We start from the raw sequence: 18,856 nt of genomic DNA, 5'->3' as shown, positions 1-18,856 counted from the left end.
CCTGTAAAATATCTAAATATGAAACGAATCAAAACTTTAGCGCTGTTCTTGCTTTTTATAGGAGGGATAAGCGTTGCAAACGCACAACAGATTAAAGATGGAGAAACCATAAATGTTGATGGAATTGCAGTAACCTATTCTGTTGTTAACAAAGAAAAATTAACCATAAAAGATCAAAATTTCGACCGATACAAAGTGCTGGCTTCGGTAAAAAACAATACCGGTAAATCTTTTAATATCCGTTTGGCCAGTTCACTCGATCTATCGGGAATAAACAGCTCAAAAATTGTAGAGTTAGATTGTATTAATGCTACAGGAGCCAGGCTAACCTCAAAAAAGGTTCAGGTTGCAATGAAAAGCCATTTGATAAATGTTACCTATCCCACAAAAGATAAGGATGGAAAAGCAATCACCGCTGTTTTACCGGTCACCGCGGGCTATTATTTCGATCAGGGACAAGTAATAGAAAATGATGCTATTTTTATTGTGCCAGCAGGTGAAACACCACAGGTTACCGTAAGGAGCTTGTTGAAAAATTAAAATTAGGAGTTGTCAACTTTCTGGCAAGCTGGCTATTAAAGTTGACAACTCTTCTCTCTAAAAGTTGATTACCAACTTATAAATTACCGTTTTAAGTTCTTCGCTATCACGGTCTTCACACAATAGAAAAGTTGTGCTTTGCTCACTTTGGTTCATTAAGGTAATGCCCTCGAACTTGTGCTTGCCTGAAATTTTATGACTAAAAGTTAGTTTTAAGGTCTGCAGGTTAATACTGCCGATAAAACTGCCCAGAATTTCGCCATCTGCATAAGTCGATTTGGTATCTTCTGCGGTAGCAATGAAAAATATTTCACTTTTTACCAATGCAGCATCGGTAAAAGAGGATTCAACATGATCAATATTTGGAAGCTTGAAAAGTTTAAACTCGGCTTGCTTAGTTTTAGCTAAGTCTGCTCCACGGATGGTGAATATGCCGTTTTTTGCATCGATCCCATTGCCACGGTTAAAAAGTAGCCACTCATTACCTGTAAAGATTGCACCTTCCAGGTTAAAGTTCTGATCATCTGTTTTGGAGATAGATTTAAGTAGGGAATAAGTTTCGGTCAGGTCTTTTTGAAAGACTTTTTGCGTTTTCGGGTCGAATTCGATCATCAGGTTTCTTTTGGGCGTGGAGCCAGAACCTAAAATGTATAATTTATCACCATGCTGACAAAGGATTTCGAAATCGGGTTTTAAGGGCTTAGGTATATTTTCTAACTGATTAAATGTTTGAGCAGATAAAATCTGAATTTTGCGTAGCTTTTTGGTTTTGATATTGTATTCATTCAAATAGCCACTGTTATCGCCAATGATATATAGTAAATCTTCATGAAGGAATAGGCCGGAAGCAGCGCCAATGCCATCAATCTCGGCGAAAACTTCTAAAGTTGTTGAATGCATTTTTGAAAATAACAAAAAAGCACCGGTTTTGGCCGATGCTTAATATTTTTTCGAATAAGATTGCTAGCTCCCGATGAGGAATCGAGTTTCGGCAATGACGATCTTTTTTTATTTTTTCAATCCAATTTCTCTTAATCTCTCATCCAGATATTCTCCGGCAGTCATATCGCTATAAGCTTTAGGGTGTTCAGCATCAATGGTTGATGGCAAGCTTGTTAAATCCATGTCGCTGCGGGGGTGTAAGAAAAAAGGAACAGAGAAGCGTGATGTTTTCATCAGTTCACGGGGAGGGTTTACCACCCTGTGTGTAGTCGATTTTAATTTATTGTTGGTTAAACGCTGTAACATATCGCCAACGTTTACAACGATATCAGTATGATGTGCTTTAATTGGCAACCACTCATTGCTGCGGGTTAACACTTCAAGGCCATCTGCACTGGCACCAATTAATAAGGTAATCAAATTGATGTCTTCATGCGCACCTGCACGAACTGCATCATCAGGAATGGTTTCAGGATTTTCGATCGGGAAGTAGTGGATACCCCTCAAAATAGAATTTCCGTTATGAACATGTTTATCGAAATAATTGATCGGCAATTCCAGGTAAGTAGCAATGGCACGTAATAAATGTGTCCCGTTTTCTTCCAGCTTTTTATAAATTTCGCCGGTTACTTTATTAAATTCTGGCAATTCTTCTAAAACTTCATTATCAGGGTATTCATTTTTAACCGGATCACCATCAGTTACTTCCTGGCCAATCTGCCAGAATTCTTTCAGATCTGGAGTTTTGGCACCCTTTGCTGTTTCTTTGCCTGCACTGGTGTAACCACGTTGACCAGCTAATTCTGGTTTCTCGTATTTCCTTTTGGTTTCAACGGGAAGCGAAAAGGCAGCTTTAATATTTTCATAAAGCTTGTCAATTAATTCCTGGCTTAAACCATGGTTGGTAATGGTAACAAAACCCGAATCGTTAAAAGCCCTGCCCAATTCATCAGAAAACTTTTTACGGTCTTCTGCAGAACCATTGATGTAAGAGCCTAAATCTAAACAAGGAATATACGGTGTAGACATAATTTTATATTTAATGTTTTACGAATTTAAAAAAGAATTGTTAATAAGTGCGTTTCGGTTGTGTATTAAGTGTTTAATAAATTAATATACAGTTTTTTAAGTTATTAACAAAATCAGTAAAATGATGTGATAGCCGATTGTCACACTAAATCCATTATAATTTAAACGCAAACTAGGCTTTGTTTAATTTCGTATAATTAACTGGAAAATAACTTAGTTATACTGTAAGGTAAATTGGTTATTTGCGACTAATAAAATAAACACACACACAATGAAAAAAATAATTTTAATTCTTTTATCGGTATTGGCCTTAAATCAGGCAAATGCACAAGGGAAAAAGACAGAGAAAGCTACATTTGGAATGGGCTGTTTTTGGTGTACCGAAGCCATTTTTCAACGTTTAAAAGGCGTAGTTTCAGTGAAGTCTGGTTATGAAGGGGGTAGTTTAAGCAATCCAACTTATGAGGAGGTATGTACCGGTGCTACCGGGCATGCCGAGGTTTTAGAGATTACCTATAACCCGATGGTGATTTCTTATGATGATTTATTGGAAGTTTTTTGGAAAAGCCACGATCCTACAACATTAAACCGTCAGGGCGCCGATAGCGGCACGCAATACCGTTCAGTTGTTTTTTATCACACGGCTGAGCAAAAAGTTTTGGCAGAAAAGTATAAGGCAGAGCTGAATAAAACCAATGCTTATGGCAAAAAGGTGGTAACAGCAATTGAAGCAGCTAAGCCATTTTATATTGCAGAAAATTACCACCAGAATTATTTCAATAAAAACGGAAGTGAACCCTATTGCAGATTGGTAATTCAGCCCAAAATAGAGAAACTGGAAAAAATATTTAAAGCGAAGCTTAAAAACTGATAAGCTTGGTTGGCTGAGGTTGTATCATAAATATATATGTCATCCTGTCCAAAGAACTCCTACGGAGCGCTTGTCGAAAGACATGTTTAAATACTCTTAAAGGTGTTTCGACAGGCTCAACATGACAGCATCTGAGCTGAAATCGCCTTTATGATACAACCTCTTTTCCTATCTTAGGATTTTAAACTTCTATCTATGGTAAAAAGAATAGTACTCAATATTGATACCCAAAAAATTGCTGATGCTGCCAGTTTTTATAAAGATATTTTGGGGCTTGATCTGCTAATGGATCACGGTTGGATTGCAACTTATGGTGTGGCAGGGCATAAAATGGATGTACAGATCAGTTTTGCCTCAGAAGGTGGATCGGGTACTCCTACACCAGATCTATCCATAGAAGTTGAACATGTTAATGAAATGTTGGAAAAGGTTAAGGCAGCCGGATTTCCCATCGAATACGGTCCGGCTGATGAACCATGGGGGGTTAGACGGTTTTACACCAGAGATCCTTTTGGTAAACTGATTAATATTTTAAGTCATTATTGAGGGCTAGTTTATTGTGCATAGAGATCAACATGAATAGTCTCGGTTGTCGTCATTTCGAGCGGACCCGATAGCTGTCGGGTGCAACGTAGTCGAGAACCACGAAGTGCTTAGCGAAGCTAAATCTAACCTATAGATCTCTCTCCCGAAAGTTCGGGACTAAGCTTCATCCGATAGCTATCGGATCGGGATGACGAATCGTCCTTTAGTTCAAAAACCCTTTCGCTTTTTCGAGTAGTTCGCTACCTTTTTTGCCAATTTCTTTTTTACCCTTTTCAATGGTTGAGGGCTGCGTGTATTCACTCACCGAATTAGAGAGCGCCTTAAACTTGCCTATGCCGGCAAATACTTCTTCGATATAAGGAACGCCCTGCTGTTTCATCAGTTTTTCCCAATCTATTTTCGAGAGCACAGCTACCATATATTTGGTGGCAATTTTACCGATAAATGCTTTATCGTACACATTGGTTAAAGCCTTGTCTGAGTCGCGGTCTTTTACATAAACCATAGTTTGTTGTAGTGCTTCGCGTTCGCTGTTAGAAAATAATGGGCTTTTGCTCAGCTTTTCCAATGCTGGAAGTGATTTCTCGGGCCGCTCTTTCTTTAAATTCAAATAGGCGGTTATTCCCCAAACCAGTTCGTTTTGAATGCCGAGTTTGTTCATGTCGTTTAAGAAAGCCTCAAAATCTTCAAGCGATCTTTCCTCATCAATTTTTCGCTCCATTCTCATTCGGTCGAAACCTCTAAAAAGATAGTTCATGCTATGGAAAGCCAAATGCGTCTGCTCATCGTTTAAACGGCTCCAGCCAAAAAATGATTTGGTGTAGGGGAGTGGGATTTTCTCGTTTTTATCCAACCATTTAATGTTTCTTGAAAGGCCATCTTCAGATAAATAGAACAGGTTGTTGCTGAAAAACAAGAAACCGCGCACAAATTCTAAAAGTGTTTTAATTTCGCAATCATCAAGCAGTTCTGGTTGAGTTTTAGCACATTCATATAACGCAAAAGGTTGCCCCAGATCTCTGGTGGCCAGTACAGCCATGCTTAAAATGGCATGTTCTATATTTTGATAGTAGGCCTTGTTTGTATCTTTAAAAAATGGTTGCGGCGTTTTCACGCTCGTTTTCATCGCAATAAAACCAGCGGTAAGCAGTGGAAAAACGTCCTCATCGGTTTCTTTTACAAATTGTTTAACCGATCGATATTCTTTATACACCATTAGGGCATCGATTACAGAAATATTTTCGTTGTTGTGCGCGTTTACTTTGTTCAGGGTTCTGACAACACTTTGCGCCTGTTTGCTGAATTTCTGATACTCGGGTTGGGTGGTATCTTGAACGGCAGTAGAACGGACAGCTATTTTAGCAAATTTATAAAAAGTGATTTTATCATAATTGATGTTTTCTGCCAGTTTCTTTTTATCAAGTTCGAGTAAAAGCTGATCGGTTTTTTCGCCAGAACAGGCAGCTAAAAATAGGAAAACGCAAAATAAAATTAAATTCTTCATGAGGCATGTTTTAAACAAATAGATGTATAAAACTAACATTTTGGGAAAGAAAAAAAATGAAAACGCAGATTCTTCTAAATATAGCCTTTCAGTACATTTCCTAATTATCGAAATTTAAATTTTTCCGAGTGTTTACAAGTAAAATGATAAATTTTTAAAAGAAATAGATGGTGCGGTTAGCAAATTAACAATGGGTTGCTGTTGTTAGTTTAATGTTCTGTTTACTTTGTTATTGACCTAACTATTTTTTGGATTAAAATTTGATTGGAACTTGTTAAAAAAGAGAGGGGTATTTCTAATTTTTTGGCAATTTTTTCAGATTTAATGCCCTAAAATTCGTAGGATGTTTAAAATCATTCTAAATTTGTAACTCCTTTAAGCTAAGATGACAAAAAAGAAAAAGACAGTTGGTAAAACTGACGCTGATGTAATTTTAATAGGGGCTGGCATCATGAGTGCAACCCTGGGTGTTTTGTTAAAACAATTAGAGCCCAATTTAAGCATAGAAATTTACGAACGTTTAGATATTGCGGCGGCAGAAAGTTCTGATGCCTGGAATAATGCCGGAACGGGACACTCTGCTTTTTGCGAATTAAACTATACCCCCGAAAAGAAGGATGGTACGGTTGAAATAAAAAAAGCGGTACAGATTGCAGAACATTTTGAAGTTTCCAAGCAGTTTTGGTCATACCTGGTTACCAAGGGTTTGGTTTCTGATCCTTGCAATTTTATCCGCAACATACCTCACATGAGTTTTGTTTGGGGAAAAAAGAATGTAGAATACCTTAAAAAACGCTACGATGCATTAACCCAATGTGACCTGTTTAGCGACATGCAATATACCGAGGATACTGAGCTTGTAAAAAATTGGGCGCCCCTAATTATGGATGGCCGTAAAAAAGGCGAGAAAGTTGCAGCAACAAAAATGGATCTGGGAACTGATGTTAATTTCGGAACCTTAACCCGTGATATGTTTAACAACTTAAAGGAACAAAGTAATGTTAATCTGCATTTCAATCACGAAATCCGCGACCTGAAAAAGAATAAAGATGGCAACTGGATTGTAAAAGTTAAAGATTTAGAAACCGGCGATAAACGTAAACGTGTAGCTAAATTTGTATTTATCGGTGCCGGTGGTGGTTCTTTGCCGTTACTGGAAAAATCAGATATTCCTGAAGGAAAAGGTTTTGGCGGTTTCCCTGTAAGCGGGCAATGGCTGAAATGTACCAATGAAGAAATTATTAAAAAACACCATGCAAAGGTATACGGTAAGGCTGCGGTTGGTGCACCACCAATGTCGGTTCCACATCTGGATACCAGAATGATTAATGGCAAACAGGCACTGTTGTTTGGACCGTATGCTGGTTTTTCTACCAAATTTCTTAAAAATGGTTCATTCCTGGATTTACCAAAATCAATTAAATTTAATAACATCCGTCCGATGCTCTCTGCCGGATTACATAACCTCGATTTAACAAAATATTTGATTGAGCAGGTTAGGCAATCGCCAGAAGACAGATTGGAAGCGCTGAAAGAATATTTACCAACTGCCGAACTTAAAGATTGGGAATTGGAATATGCAGGGCAGCGTGTTCAGGTAATTAAAAAGGATGAAAAACAAGGTGGTATTTTAGAATTTGGTACCGAGGTGGTAAGTGCTGCTGATGGTTCTATTGCGGCTTTGTTGGGCGCCTCTCCTGGGGCCTCAACGGCAGTTTCTATTATGCTGGATCTGTTAAGCCGTTGTTTTGCTGAAGATCTGGCCACAGAAGAATGGCAGGCGAAAATCAGAGAAATGATCCCGACTTATGGAAAATCACTTGCGCAAGATGCGGATCTTTGTAAAGAAACCAGAAACAGGACCTCAAAAGTGCTAAAAATTGAAAATGCTGTAATAGCTTAATTGAAACAGCAATAAATCTTTTAAGGGGTTCCGATGCAAAATCGGAACCTTTTTTGTTGGGGGGGATTTTCCCGGCCTGTGTCTTCACAGGCCATATCTTAATAAACCTGACGGGAACGGCAGCCCCCGATTGAAAAAATCGGGACTACAGTGTACAGCAGGACTACAGTAACCGATAGCAGACCGGACATTGCTTTTCAAAAAAAATGAGGCACATTCTTACCAAGCAAAAGAGGGTATCCAATTGCTCGAATACCCTCTTTTGTGAGAATCTTTTTATAGTTAAGCTGCAATTACTTCTGCAACTTCATCGGCAGAAATGTCGCTATGTGATGCTTCCAATACGCAATCGCCATCTTTAATCAATAAAATCTGTGGAGATTGGTGCGCTACCTGAAAGATTTCGGCAATCTGGTTGGAAATATCACGGTAGCTGATTAAATCTAAAAAGTAAAGTTTTGTATCTGCGGGAATGATGTCCCAATCAAATTCGAAATTCTTTTTAGCCATTAAACTAATTGAGCAACGTGTGCTGTGCTTAAAAATAAGGCTAAAACCGCTTGCATTCTTGATCTCGTCAAGCTGTTCTATTGAAGTTAAGTTAACCCAAGTCATAATATTATACGTATTATTTTACAGGATAACAATTACAGTTAAATAAAGTTCTGTAAATGACCTGAATATGAAGATTGTGAATAAAGCGGTTAATTTCTTCTGCGTTTTCCTTCAGGATAAGATCCATAAGCAGGACAAAGCTTAGAAGAACAGGATTCTAAAATGGTAATGGTGCAAAACACCGCCAATAATAAAATGGCTACTTTTTTCATCTGCATAAGTTGGTTTCAATGGTAATGAAGCTATCATGAACTAGACATGATGGTTTCATTGGATCTGATAGTTTTTAAACTTCTAAGTTACAAATAATTATTAAAATGCAAGTTTAAATTTGGGCAGAAAAATCAGCCATTTTAATCGCTGTAATTGCAGCCTCGTCGCCTTTATTGCCATGTTTGCCACCGGCACGATCTTGTGCCTGCTCTAAGTTATTGGTAGTTAAAACACCAAAAATAACTGGTTTACTGTATTTAATGCCAACATTGGTTATACCCTGTGCTACCGCATCGCAGATAAAATCGAAATGTTTGGTATCACCCTGAATCACGCATCCTAAACAGATTACAGCATCTATATCGCTTCTTTTGCTCAATAGAATTTCTGCGCCACCTGTTAATTCGAAACTTCCCGGTACAGGTAAAGAAATTATATTTTCTTCAGCAACACCATTAGCTAGCAAGGTTTTTAATGCACCATTGTACAAAGCACCGGTAATTTCGGCATTCCATTCGGCTACAATAATTCCGAATTTATATTTTGCTCCACTAGGAACGGTGGTATGAGAGAAATCGGATAGATTTTTTAATTGTGTTGACATGGGGCAAAGATAATGTTATGCTTCGAATGTTAAAAACGTTAATGTTTGTTACTTGTAACATTTAGTTCGGTTATAGTTAGATTAGTATAATAATCAGATAAAATTTTAACCGCTTATGGAATTTTTACGTTCTGCCCATCTATATTAAAACGCAAAGCCATCTTATGAATATTTCATTACGTATCTCCGCTTTATTTCTTTTTACCTTTTTGTTTTCCTTCAATGTTTATGCTCAGCATAAATATACGCTGGCAGATTTTTATCGGGTTGACTCTCTTGCTAACCAAGCCCAACCCAAGGATGCGCTGGCTTTGATCGAAAAAATAAATCAAGCGGCAAAGAAAGAGCACAATGCGCCATTGCTGATCAAATCGGTCATCTACCGGATGATGTTTCAAAGCTACCTGGAAGAGAATGCTTTTGATAAAATTTTGGTTGACCTGCGTACAGACATCAGCAATGCCAAACAACCCGAAAAAAGCATTTTACAGTCGCTTTTAGCCGAAACGTACTGGAATTATCTGCAACAAAATAGGTGGCAAATTGGATCGCGTACACAAGTACAGGGCGATATTGGCAATGACATTAAAACCTGGAGCATTAAAAAATTAAATGAGGAAACGATAAAATACTACCTGTTATCGCTGAAGGAAGCTGAAATTTTACAACACACTAAAGTTGATATTTTGGATGCTGTTTTGGCGGGTGATAAAAATAACCGGAATTACAGGCCCACGCTGTATGATCTGCTTGCACACCGGGCCATCGATGTTTTTAGCAACACACAGATTAACCTTACACAATATGATGACGACTCTATTGATATGAACGATGCCGCTTGGTTTGGCAACAGACAGGATTTTTTGGCGATAGAACTCACAAATGATAGTACACTCTTTAAGCCCCAAGCTTTGCAGTTGTTTAAAAACCTGATCAGATTTCATCAAAACGGCAATAACTTTTCGGCATTGGCCGATGTTGATTTAAAACGCTTAAAATTTATACAACAAAATTTTAGTGGCGACAATCAGGAATTGTTCAATAATGCTTTGAGTAATCTGGCTGAACAAAGCACTCAAACCGAAGTTTATGCCGATATCTTATATGAACAGGCCTTTATGCATAAAAATGTGCAATTACCTGTTGATACCAACAAACATAATCTTTTAACAGCCGTTGCTTTAGCCAAAAAAGCTGTTGAGGCCTATCCTAAAAGTATTGGTGCGCAAAATGCAGAAAATTTAATCAGGCAGATTAAAAGCAGCGAATTATCGATTAAAATAAAAGGATATATCCAGCCGGATAAACCTGCACAGTTGCATTTATCATATAAGAATACGGATACAGTACATATCAGGCTGTTTAAAGCACCCGAACCTCAAAATGATTACGAACAGTTTAAAAACAAAGATGACTTTTTAGCTTTTTTTAATCAGAATAAGGTAATCAAAAAATGGTCTGTCATTGTACCAAAAACCAGCGATTATCAAAGCCATACCTTAATTGATAAAATAGAGGGTTTACCCTTTGGTAATTATACCCTGATTGCCCAAACTGTTAATCAAGAACAAAAAGATACAGTTTATAGCAATATTAATTTTAGGGTCACTGCAATGGCTGTAATCAACAGGCGCAATATTGAAAAACATGAATATTTTGTCAGCCAGCTTAGCAACGGCGCACCTTTAAAAAATGTTAAAATCCAGCAACGGCGATATGATTATAATAAGCGTAAATATATTGATGGAGATTTAATTACCACTAATGAAAATGGTTATGCAACTACAAATGAAACCAACGCGAATATGTCTTTTGCGGTGGCTACTTTGGGGAAAGACGAATTGAAATTAAATATTAATAACTATAACAGCTATCGGGATGACGACGATAAAGAACGTGTAATTCTTTTTACTGACAGACCTATTTATAGGCCAGGGCAAACCATTTACTATAAGGGTATATGCTTGCAATTTAAAGACGGTAAAAATAAAATAGAAGTAAATAAAGCACTTGAGGTTTTTTTTAATGATGCCAACGGTAAGGAAGTTACTACGACCAATGTAACGAGCAATGATTTTGGCACTTTTCAAGGATCTTTTAGTATCCCCATGGGGAAATTAAATGGTCAGATGGAAATTGAAACCGATTATGGCAGCATTAATGTACAGGTAGAAGAATATAAACGCCCCACCTTTGAAGTGCTTTTTGATAAGCCTAATCAGCGCTACAAACTGAACGACAGTATTAAAGTACAAGGTAAAGCCAGTTCATTTTCAGGATACTCCGTAAATAATGCAAAGGTAAATTATAAGGTTTTCCGCAGGGCAATGTACGATTACCGACTAACATACACGCAGCGTAGTGCTATTTATGGTTCAAATATATATAGCGAAAGAAAACAGATTGCCATTGGCAAAACCAATACCAAACCAGGTGGTAAATTCGATATTACCTTTTTTGCAAAGGCCACAAATACCAAACAGAATTATAGCTACGAAATTGAAACTGAGGTAACAGACCTAAATGGCGAAACACGAGCGAAAACCACAGCTATAAATGTGGGGCAAAAAGACATCAATCTTAATGTCAGTACCGAACAGGTTATTTATGTAAGCAACAAAACGGATAGTATCCCATTTTGGGTAACCAATTTAAACAACGAACCTATTAAAGCGAATGTTAAGGCAGAATGGTGTTTGTTGCAAGCGCCATCCAGGTTAATGAACAAGAGCCCGTTTTATGCCGAAAATTATGCATTAAGTAAAGAGGAGTTTATTAAGCGTTTTCCTGATGAGGATTATAACAATGAACTCGAAGTAGCCAAATGGCCAATAAAATCGGTAGAATTAAAACAAAGCCCGACTGCTAAAAATGGTCGGGGGAGTTTAACCTTTAATCAAAAAAATCTAAAACCAGGTTATTATAAAATCAATTTATTAGCCGTAAGTGAACAGAACGATACCATTAAAGTAGATAAGTATTTAATTATTTATAATGAAGCGCCTGCAACGATACAATCTAATATTGAATGGGTTGCTCCTGAAGTGAGCGTAATTAAACCGACTGAAAGTGCTGTTTTTCGATTGGCAGGCTTAGCCGATAACAGCAGGGCTTATTATGAAGTTTATTATCGTGATAGTATAGCTGAAAAGGTATGGCTTAATCTATCGCCGAAGCAAAGTTTTGTTAAAATTAAACCGAAAGATAATTATGAGGATGGTTTTGCCGTACAGTTTACCATGGTGCACCAAGGTATGGTTTACAGTTCTATGCAACAGGTTAAAATTATAGATCCGAAAAAAGAATTAGATATCAGGTTTTTAACCTTTAGGAATAAACTTCAGCCTGGTGAAAAAGAAAGCTGGAAATTACAGATCAGTAATAAAAATGGCGAAAAGCAGATGGCCGAAATGGTGGCTACGCTATACGACGCAAGTTTGGACGACTTGAAAAGAATGGATTGGAACACGCAGTTCCCAACAGGCTTTAACTATTATTTTTATACTTGGAACTTCAATGTAAATGATGTTGCTAACGCGGGTTATTTATGGTTTTTAAGGTCTGAAAATAATTATGGCGTAATTACACGTGGTTACGAAAACCTTAATTTATTCGGTTACAATTATTACGGCGGTTACAATAATGGTTACCGTAATTATATGAGTAATTTACAAAGGCCTAAAAGAAAGGGTTTATCTCCCGAAGCTGTTAAAAAACTGGCTGAATTGGAAAAAGGTAAATTAACCTATGGCGTGATATTCGATGAGCATGGCGACGTATTGCCCGGTGTACAGGTGAAATCTGGTAAGACAGTAACAGCCACTAATGTTTTTGGTATTTATACTATTGATGCTAAAGCAGGAGAAACATTGAGTTTTGCTTTTATAGGTTTTAAAAACAATTCTATAAAAGTAGGCGCTAAAAAACGGATTGATGTTACCCTAAAAGAAGATGGGAATGCTTTAAATGAAGTAGTAGTTGTGGGCTATGGGGCGCAGAAAAAGCAGAATATGACTGGTTCGGTCGTTCAAATTAGAGGGATGTCAACTTTGCAAGGGAAGTCTGCAGGATTAAGTGTTGAAGCCCCAACAGTTGAAAAATTAGAAGGAAAAGCAGTCGCAGTAGACGATACTGGGACATATGATTTCATAAGCATTAACAGTTACGACCCTAAAACAGGTTTAGAAATCGTAAATGGCAAGCCTGTCATCAAAAAAACTAACATTGCACCACGCACCAATTTTAACGAGCTCGCATTCTTTTATCCACAATTGTTAACCGATGCTAAAGGTGAAATCAATATCGAGTTTACCATTCCGCAAAGTTTAACACGTTATAAAATGATAGGTTTTGCACACACCAAAGATTTAAAAACGGCATCGATCACCAACGAATTGGTTACCCAGAAACAATTGGCCATTGCCATTAATGCCCCACGTTTTTTCCGCGAAGGCGATACCATTTTATTAAGCGCCAAACTAAATAACCTGGCGGGCAAAAAACTCATCGGCAATGCCAGTTTAGCACTTATAGATGCCTTAACAGCTAAACCGATCCGGATTTTTGGAACAAACGAAAAGACCGAAAAAACTTTTGAAGTTGATGATGCAGGCAATACGGTTTTAAAATGGACATTAATTATTCCATCTGGTATTAGTGCCATTACCTACAAAGTTTTGGCCCAAAGTGGCAAGTTTAGCGATGGTGAAGAAAATACCATTCCGGTTTTGGCAAATGCCATGTTGGTTACCGAAAGTATGCCCATAAACGTGCGTGGTAATGCCAGTAAAACTTTCGATTTTGAGAAGCTGGAGAAATCAGGCGCTTCAAAAACCTTACGTAACCAGAGCTTAACTTTTGAGTTTACCTCAAATCCCATCTGGTATGCTGTGCAGGCTTTGCCTTATTTAATGGAATATCCATATGAGTGCGCTGAACAAACTTTTAGCCGGTTTTATGCCAATAGCTTTGCAACAGGTATCATTAATTCCTCGCCAAAAATTAAAACCGTTTTCGAACAATGGCAAAATACAAATAATGGCGAAGCCCTCTTATCTAACCTGGAGAAAAACCAGGAGCTCAAATCAATTTTGTTAGAAGAAACACCTTGGGTACGTAATGCCGATAACGAAAACGAGCGTAAAAAACGGTTGGCCATACTTTTCGATTTAAATAGAATGACCTACGAGTTGAAAAACAATTTTGAAAAGTTAGAGAAAATGCAGTTTAACAATGGTGCCTTTCCCTGGTTTAATGGCATGCAAGAAGATCGGTACATTACACAGCACATTGTTTTAGGAATGGGCCAATTAAAAAAACTAAAACTGATTGACGAAAAGGCTTATCCTAATTTTAATGTAATGCTTAACAAAGCCATTGTTTATTTAGATGCACAGCTGGTTAAAGATTACAAGGATGAAGTGAAAGGAAAACGTTTTGCCTATTTGCCCTTGCACTACCTGTTCGCCAGAAGTTATACCAATCAAAAAAATAACAGTGCAGATTTTTTAAAGGCCAAAGATTTCTATCTGAAAAAGTTAACAGCGGGCTGGAAAGCATTTGATACTTACCAGTTGGCACAAACCGCCTTGGTTTTAAATAGAAACGGTAATGAAGCAGAAGCCAAAAAAATCATTACGCTGTTAAATCAAACGGCTCAGCAAAATGATGAACTCGGTATGTACTGGGCTACAAATAAAACTGGCTGGTGGTGGTACCAAAGCCCGATAGAAACACAGGCTTTATTAATAGAGGCTTTCGACGAAGTGACTAACGATACCAAATCGGTGGAGGAAATGAAAATCTGGTTGCTCAAAAACAAACAGACCAACGATTGGAAAACGACTAAAGCTACTACGGCGGCTTGTTATGCATTGCTAATGAAGGGGACCAACCTTCTGACCGAGCGCAATGAACCTGAAATAACTATTGGCGGTCAAAAAATAGCAGATCTGCAACAGCCAAATGCCGTAAAGGAAGCCGGAATGGGTTATCAAAAATTAACTATTGCAGCGGCTAATGTAAAACCAGAAATGGGAAAAGTACAGGTTAAAAACAACAACCAAACCGTAGCCTGGGGCGCAATGTACTGGCAATATTTTGAGCAACTGGATAAAATTACGCCGGCCAACACAGGTGTTAAAATCAACAAGCAACTGTTTGTCCAAAAGGCTAGCGCAAAAGGCGATGTTTTGACTCCGCTTACGGCAACCAATATTTTGGCTCCTGGCGATTTATTGAAAGTGCGTATCGAAATTTATTGCGATCGGGATATGGAATATATTCATTTGAAAGATATGCGTTCATCGGGTTTTGAACCTGTAAATGTAATATCTAGTTATAAATATCAGGATGGTTTAGGTTATTATGAGAGTACAAAAGATGCTTCAACCAATTTCTTCATCAGTTATATGCCTAAAGGAACCTATGTATTTGAATACCCATTACGGGTTACGCATGCCGGAAACTTTTCAAATGGAATTACCTCTTTGCAAAGTATGTACGCACCTGAGTTTACCACGCACTCAGCAGGGATAAGGGTAAATGTAAAACCTTAAGATGTTGGTCGTCACCCTGACCAGGAGTGAAGCGGAAAGCTACGGAATAAACCGAGCCTTAAGCGAGCTCACCGAAGGTAATTTATTTCAGGGTCTGACTCACGAAGTACAAACCTCGCAGGTTTTTAAAAAACTGTGAGGTTTAAACTGCATTAAGTAAGTTTAATATTGGTATAGGTTGCCCCGATAGGGATAATTTTTTCTCCAATCCAAATCTGGCTGCGGTCAAATTTGGATATTTTATTTTTAGCTACAATAAAAGCCCGGTGGCAGCGGATAAAATCTGCTTTTGGCAACAGTTCAGCCAAATCGTTAATGGTGATCCTCGAGCTTAAAAGTTTGTTTTTAAGTTGGATCTGCGTATAGTTACCCGAGGCTTCTACATAAAGAATTTCGTCCAACTCCACTTTAATCTGCTCGTAACCGTCCTTTACGAAAATATATTCTGTTTTTGTTCCCTGCTTCTGGTTGCGCAGGTTAAAGAGTTCCTGGGCTTTATTGCAAGCCTTTAAGAAACGTGAAAGTGAAAAAGGTTTTAGCAGATAATCGACGGCATCGAGTTCAAAACTCTGCACAGCATGCTCGGTGTAGGCTGTTGTAAAAATAACCATTGGTGGCTTACTTAAACTCTTTAAAAAATCAATACCACTGATATCCGGCATTTTGATATCCAGAAAAATTAAATCAACCTTGTTGTGCTGAAGGTAACTGATGGCCGCAAAGGCATCTGTAAACGTTTGTTGCAGTGTTACAAATGGAACTTTTGAGGCGTGAGATTTTATGATCTCTAATGCAATTGGTTCATCATCTATAGCAATGGCAATCATTTTGTATGCTCTTTTCTTTACGTTTTTTTCTTTTTGTGGTGCTGACAAAGGAAGCATTTCCAAGGTAACATGCAATCGTCATCTCGACTGAAGTGAAACGAAATGGAGAGATCTGCTGATATAGATTTAGCTTCGCTGAGCACTTCGTGGTTCTCGGCTTCGTTGCACTGCGCTCAAAATGACGACATCTCGAGATCAATAATAGGGATTTTTACAAACAAATTTCTGGTTAGGCCAATTTTTGTTTATCAATTGTTCTCTTGGGGAACTTATCGCCTTAATCCAATTGCAAAGTTAAATGAACAAAAAACTCATTGGCACTTTCGCGGATAATCAATTCGTGTTTTCCGTAATAAAGTAATGATAAACGTTGTTTAACATTTTCTAGTCCGATGCCACTTTTTAATTTTTCGGGGTCATTATCCGCCTTGATGTAAATGCTGTTGCTCACGTCAAAATATAAGGTGCTTTCTTTTGTCTGCAACGTAATTTTAATATACGAAGGTTGTTGCAAGCTAATCCCATGTTTAAATGCATTTTCAATAAATGGGATCAGCAGCATCGGCGTAATCTGCAGGTTATTTAACTGCTCTTCGATATGCGTGTCGATCCTGATATCGGCAGAGCGAGAGGTACGGAGCTTTTGTAAATCAATATAATTGTTCAGGTATTCTACTTCGCGGGTTAACGAAATTTTATCCTGGGTATTTTCATGGAGCATAAAACGCATCATATCGCCCAGTTTCTGGATTCCTTCGCCCGTTCTTTCTGCATTTTCCTGCAAAGCTGTTCCGAATAAGGTGTTTAATGCATTGAACAAGAAGTGCGGATTGATCTGGGATTTTAAGAAATTAAGGTTAGCATCCGATTTGCCCAACTCCGTTTTGAGCATCTGGATTTCGCTCTGTTTTTCAAATTTATGTTTGTAAATATACCATGCAGATGGCGTAGTGACGCAGATTAAGCATATTGCGTTTAACATTAAGGTAATCGGCACAACAGCACCATTGCGCATAAAAGGGATAAGGACGATCAACAGCAGGAGTGAGAGGATAATGGTTAAACCTACATTTCCCCAAAAATACCGGCCAAAACCTTTAAAATCCTTTCTGAGGTTTGGAATAACGTAATAAATAGAGCAAAAAGCCAGAAAGATATTTACCGGGGGTACAATTACCCAAACGATCAATATTTCGTAATCTATTCTTACCGAAAGTACGGCTGCAAAAATCATGAGTGAAATCAGCCAGATTTTGGTGCTTAAAAAGAGTTCTGGAACGATGTTGTTATGGTAATTTTTTAATACCGGAATTCTTTTTAGTAATTCTAAGCCCCGCTCATTAAAATAGGCATATGCATTAAAGAGTAGGTATAAAAAGAAAATATAAGTAAAAGCTTCGCCAAAAAAGATCCCGTAAGCGTTATCTATGTTGTCATATTCAACCAACCGGTAGGCTTGAGAATAGGTATTGTAAACCATCCAGGCAACCACAGAGAACGCTGTGACCAAAACCGTAAGAATAAGATTAAGTGTTATGTTATTCTTATTTGCAAGTTGGGGCATGAGGCAAAAATTGAACAATAAAAAGCTGATATACAGACTGGTGACCTTAAATAACTCTGGAATAAAGAAGTTTGCCATTACACTATAATCAATACCGCTTTCTTCAAAACGATAAGAATTGCCCGAGTTATAGATTGTGGATGAGCAGATACCAATTAAGGACAGCACATATAGTGTTGTAGAAATCCAAAACTCAAGCTGGTTGATGCCTTTGGTTTTTATTGTAGATGGGTTACCTGATAGAATTACCATTTGTTTTAGTTTATGCCACAATCTTACGAAGACAATTTACATCTATATTTAAAATGTGATGGATGAGCTAAAAAATGTGATGAATGAATAGGATTTTTAGGATTGTTTGATTTTAAGATCATGTTTCGAGTTAGTTGTGCAGTCAGATGTTACCATCTGACTGTTGTTGGATCCAGAAAATTGATTAACAATTGAGCTTTGTGTCGGATAGAAATATTCGACGCCACGGGAAAGATTATTTGATTTTAAGATCGAGTTTCTTTATGGTTACTATTAGAGGTTATATCATAAATATAGATTTGTCATCCTGTCCAAATGACTTTTATGGAAAACCTGTCGAGGACCCGTTTAAATATTCTTTAAGGTGTTTCGACAGGCTCAACATGACAGTATCTAAGTTGAAATCGCCTTTTTGATACACTCTCCACATCAAATACCATTATGAAAATAAGGATCTTCAAAATATTAAGTATAAAGCTAAACAGTTTATTAACTTTGCTTTTGCATTTAATCACTCGTTCAAAATTCAATAATTTATATGACCGTTTACGGAATTCCAAATTGCAATACAGTTAAAAAATCGCTCGATTGGTTAAAAACACATCAGGTTGATTTTGAATTTCATGATTTCAAGAAAAAAGGTATTACAACTGAAAAATTAAATGAATGGTGTAATACCTTCGGTTGGGAAACGGTATTAAACCGCAAAGGTTTAACCTGGAAAAAACTCACTAAAGAAGAGCAGGCTAAAATTGATAACCAAGATTTGGCAATAGCTTATTTAAAAGAAAATACCAGTGCAATAAAACGTCCGATTATTGAGCAGAACAACAAAGCGATATTAATTGGATTTGATGATGACAATTATTTAAAAACACTAGCCTAATTC

At 37.5% G+C, this 18,856-nt stretch carries 14 protein-coding genes; 6 read left to right on the top strand and 8 right to left on the bottom strand.

Annotated features, from left to right (window positions below):
• Nucleotides 1-18: 18 nt before the first annotated feature.
• Nucleotides 19-540, top strand: a complete 522-nt coding sequence (locus tag ACN9MR_RS19365) for a hypothetical protein (protein ID WP_426326166.1) — start codon at nt 19-21, stop codon at nt 538-540.
• Between the two features lie 57 nt (nt 541-597).
• On the opposite strand, the gene ACN9MR_RS19360 is transcribed toward ACN9MR_RS19365, so the two are convergent.
• The gene (locus tag ACN9MR_RS19360) at nt 598-1,440 is read right to left on the bottom strand and encodes a DUF6929 family protein (protein WP_426326164.1); all 843 of its coding nucleotides are present in this window, start codon (nt 1,438-1,440) and stop codon (nt 598-600) included.
• Between the two features lie 108 nt (nt 1,441-1,548).
• A complete protein-coding gene (locus ACN9MR_RS19355; protein WP_029279960.1) occupies nt 1,549-2,511 on the bottom strand; it encodes an isopenicillin N synthase family dioxygenase in 963 nt (320 codons plus the stop codon).
• A gap of 271 nt (nt 2,512-2,782) precedes the next feature.
• Between ACN9MR_RS19355 and msrA the strand changes: the two genes are divergently transcribed.
• Both msrA and ACN9MR_RS19345 read left to right on the top strand, forming a co-directional pair.
• Nucleotides 2,783-3,382 (top strand): peptide-methionine (S)-S-oxide reductase MsrA, encoded by a 600-nt coding sequence (gene msrA / locus ACN9MR_RS19350; RefSeq protein ID WP_426326162.1) that lies wholly within the window; start codon nt 2,783-2,785, stop codon nt 3,380-3,382.
• A gap of 195 nt (nt 3,383-3,577) precedes the next feature.
• A complete protein-coding gene (locus tag ACN9MR_RS19345; protein ID WP_426326160.1) occupies nt 3,578-3,928 on the top strand; it encodes a VOC family protein in 351 nt (116 codons plus the stop codon).
• A gap of 202 nt (nt 3,929-4,130) precedes the next feature.
• On the opposite strand, the gene ACN9MR_RS19340 is transcribed toward ACN9MR_RS19345, so the two are convergent.
• Nucleotides 4,131-5,432, bottom strand: a complete 1,302-nt coding sequence (locus ACN9MR_RS19340) for a hypothetical protein (RefSeq protein WP_426326158.1) — start codon at nt 5,430-5,432, stop codon at nt 4,131-4,133.
• A 385-nt stretch (nt 5,433-5,817) separates the two neighbouring features.
• Here ACN9MR_RS19340 and ACN9MR_RS19335 point away from each other — a divergent pair, with 385 nt between their 5' ends.
• On the top strand, nt 5,818-7,335 hold the full coding sequence (locus ACN9MR_RS19335) for a malate:quinone oxidoreductase (protein ID WP_426326156.1): 1,518 nt from the start codon (nt 5,818-5,820) through the stop codon (nt 7,333-7,335).
• A gap of 282 nt (nt 7,336-7,617) precedes the next feature.
• Here ACN9MR_RS19335 and ytxJ read toward each other — a convergent pair whose 3' ends face one another.
• From ytxJ to ribH, 3 genes are all read right to left on the bottom strand, one after another.
• Nucleotides 7,618-7,950 carry a bacillithiol system redox-active protein YtxJ gene (ytxJ, locus tag ACN9MR_RS19330; RefSeq protein WP_230149473.1) on the bottom strand — a complete coding sequence of 111 codons (333 nt, stop codon included), beginning with the start codon at nt 7,948-7,950 and terminating at the stop codon, nt 7,618-7,620.
• 89 nt (nt 7,951-8,039) lie between these two features.
• A complete protein-coding gene (locus ACN9MR_RS19325) occupies nt 8,040-8,168 on the bottom strand; it encodes a hypothetical protein (RefSeq protein WP_256449930.1) in 129 nt (42 codons plus the stop codon).
• Nucleotides 8,169-8,275: 107 nt separating this feature from the next.
• Nucleotides 8,276-8,767: a 6,7-dimethyl-8-ribityllumazine synthase gene (gene ribH / locus ACN9MR_RS19320; protein ID WP_426326153.1), complete on the bottom strand. Its 492-nt coding sequence runs from the start codon at nt 8,765-8,767 to the stop codon at nt 8,276-8,278.
• Between the two features lie 164 nt (nt 8,768-8,931).
• Here ribH and ACN9MR_RS19315 point away from each other — a divergent pair, with 164 nt between their 5' ends.
• Nucleotides 8,932-15,324: an alpha-2-macroglobulin family protein gene (locus ACN9MR_RS19315; protein ID WP_426326151.1), complete on the top strand. Its 6,393-nt coding sequence runs from the start codon at nt 8,932-8,934 to the stop codon at nt 15,322-15,324.
• A gap of 152 nt (nt 15,325-15,476) precedes the next feature.
• Here the strand turns inward: ACN9MR_RS19315 and ACN9MR_RS19310 are convergent, their stop codons facing one another.
• Together ACN9MR_RS19310 and ACN9MR_RS19305 are read right to left on the bottom strand one after the other, a co-directional pair.
• Nucleotides 15,477-16,208 (bottom strand): LytR/AlgR family response regulator transcription factor, encoded by a 732-nt coding sequence (locus ACN9MR_RS19310; protein WP_426326149.1) that lies wholly within the window; start codon nt 16,206-16,208, stop codon nt 15,477-15,479.
• A gap of 220 nt (nt 16,209-16,428) precedes the next feature.
• Nucleotides 16,429-17,967, bottom strand: coding sequence for a sensor histidine kinase (locus tag ACN9MR_RS19305; protein ID WP_426326147.1), 1,539 nt, complete (start codon nt 17,965-17,967; stop codon nt 16,429-16,431).
• Between the two features lie 538 nt (nt 17,968-18,505).
• Between ACN9MR_RS19305 and ACN9MR_RS19300 the strand changes: the two genes are divergently transcribed.
• Nucleotides 18,506-18,853: a Spx/MgsR family RNA polymerase-binding regulatory protein gene (locus ACN9MR_RS19300; protein ID WP_426326145.1), complete on the top strand. Its 348-nt coding sequence runs from the start codon at nt 18,506-18,508 to the stop codon at nt 18,851-18,853.
• Nucleotides 18,854-18,856: the final 3 nt, after the last annotated feature.

It is taken from the genome of Pedobacter sp. R-06 (genome assembly GCF_049913135.1).
Classification (GTDB): domain Bacteria; phylum Bacteroidota; class Bacteroidia; order Sphingobacteriales; family Sphingobacteriaceae; genus Pedobacter.
This window is presented reverse-complemented; position numbering and strand designations above follow the sequence as displayed.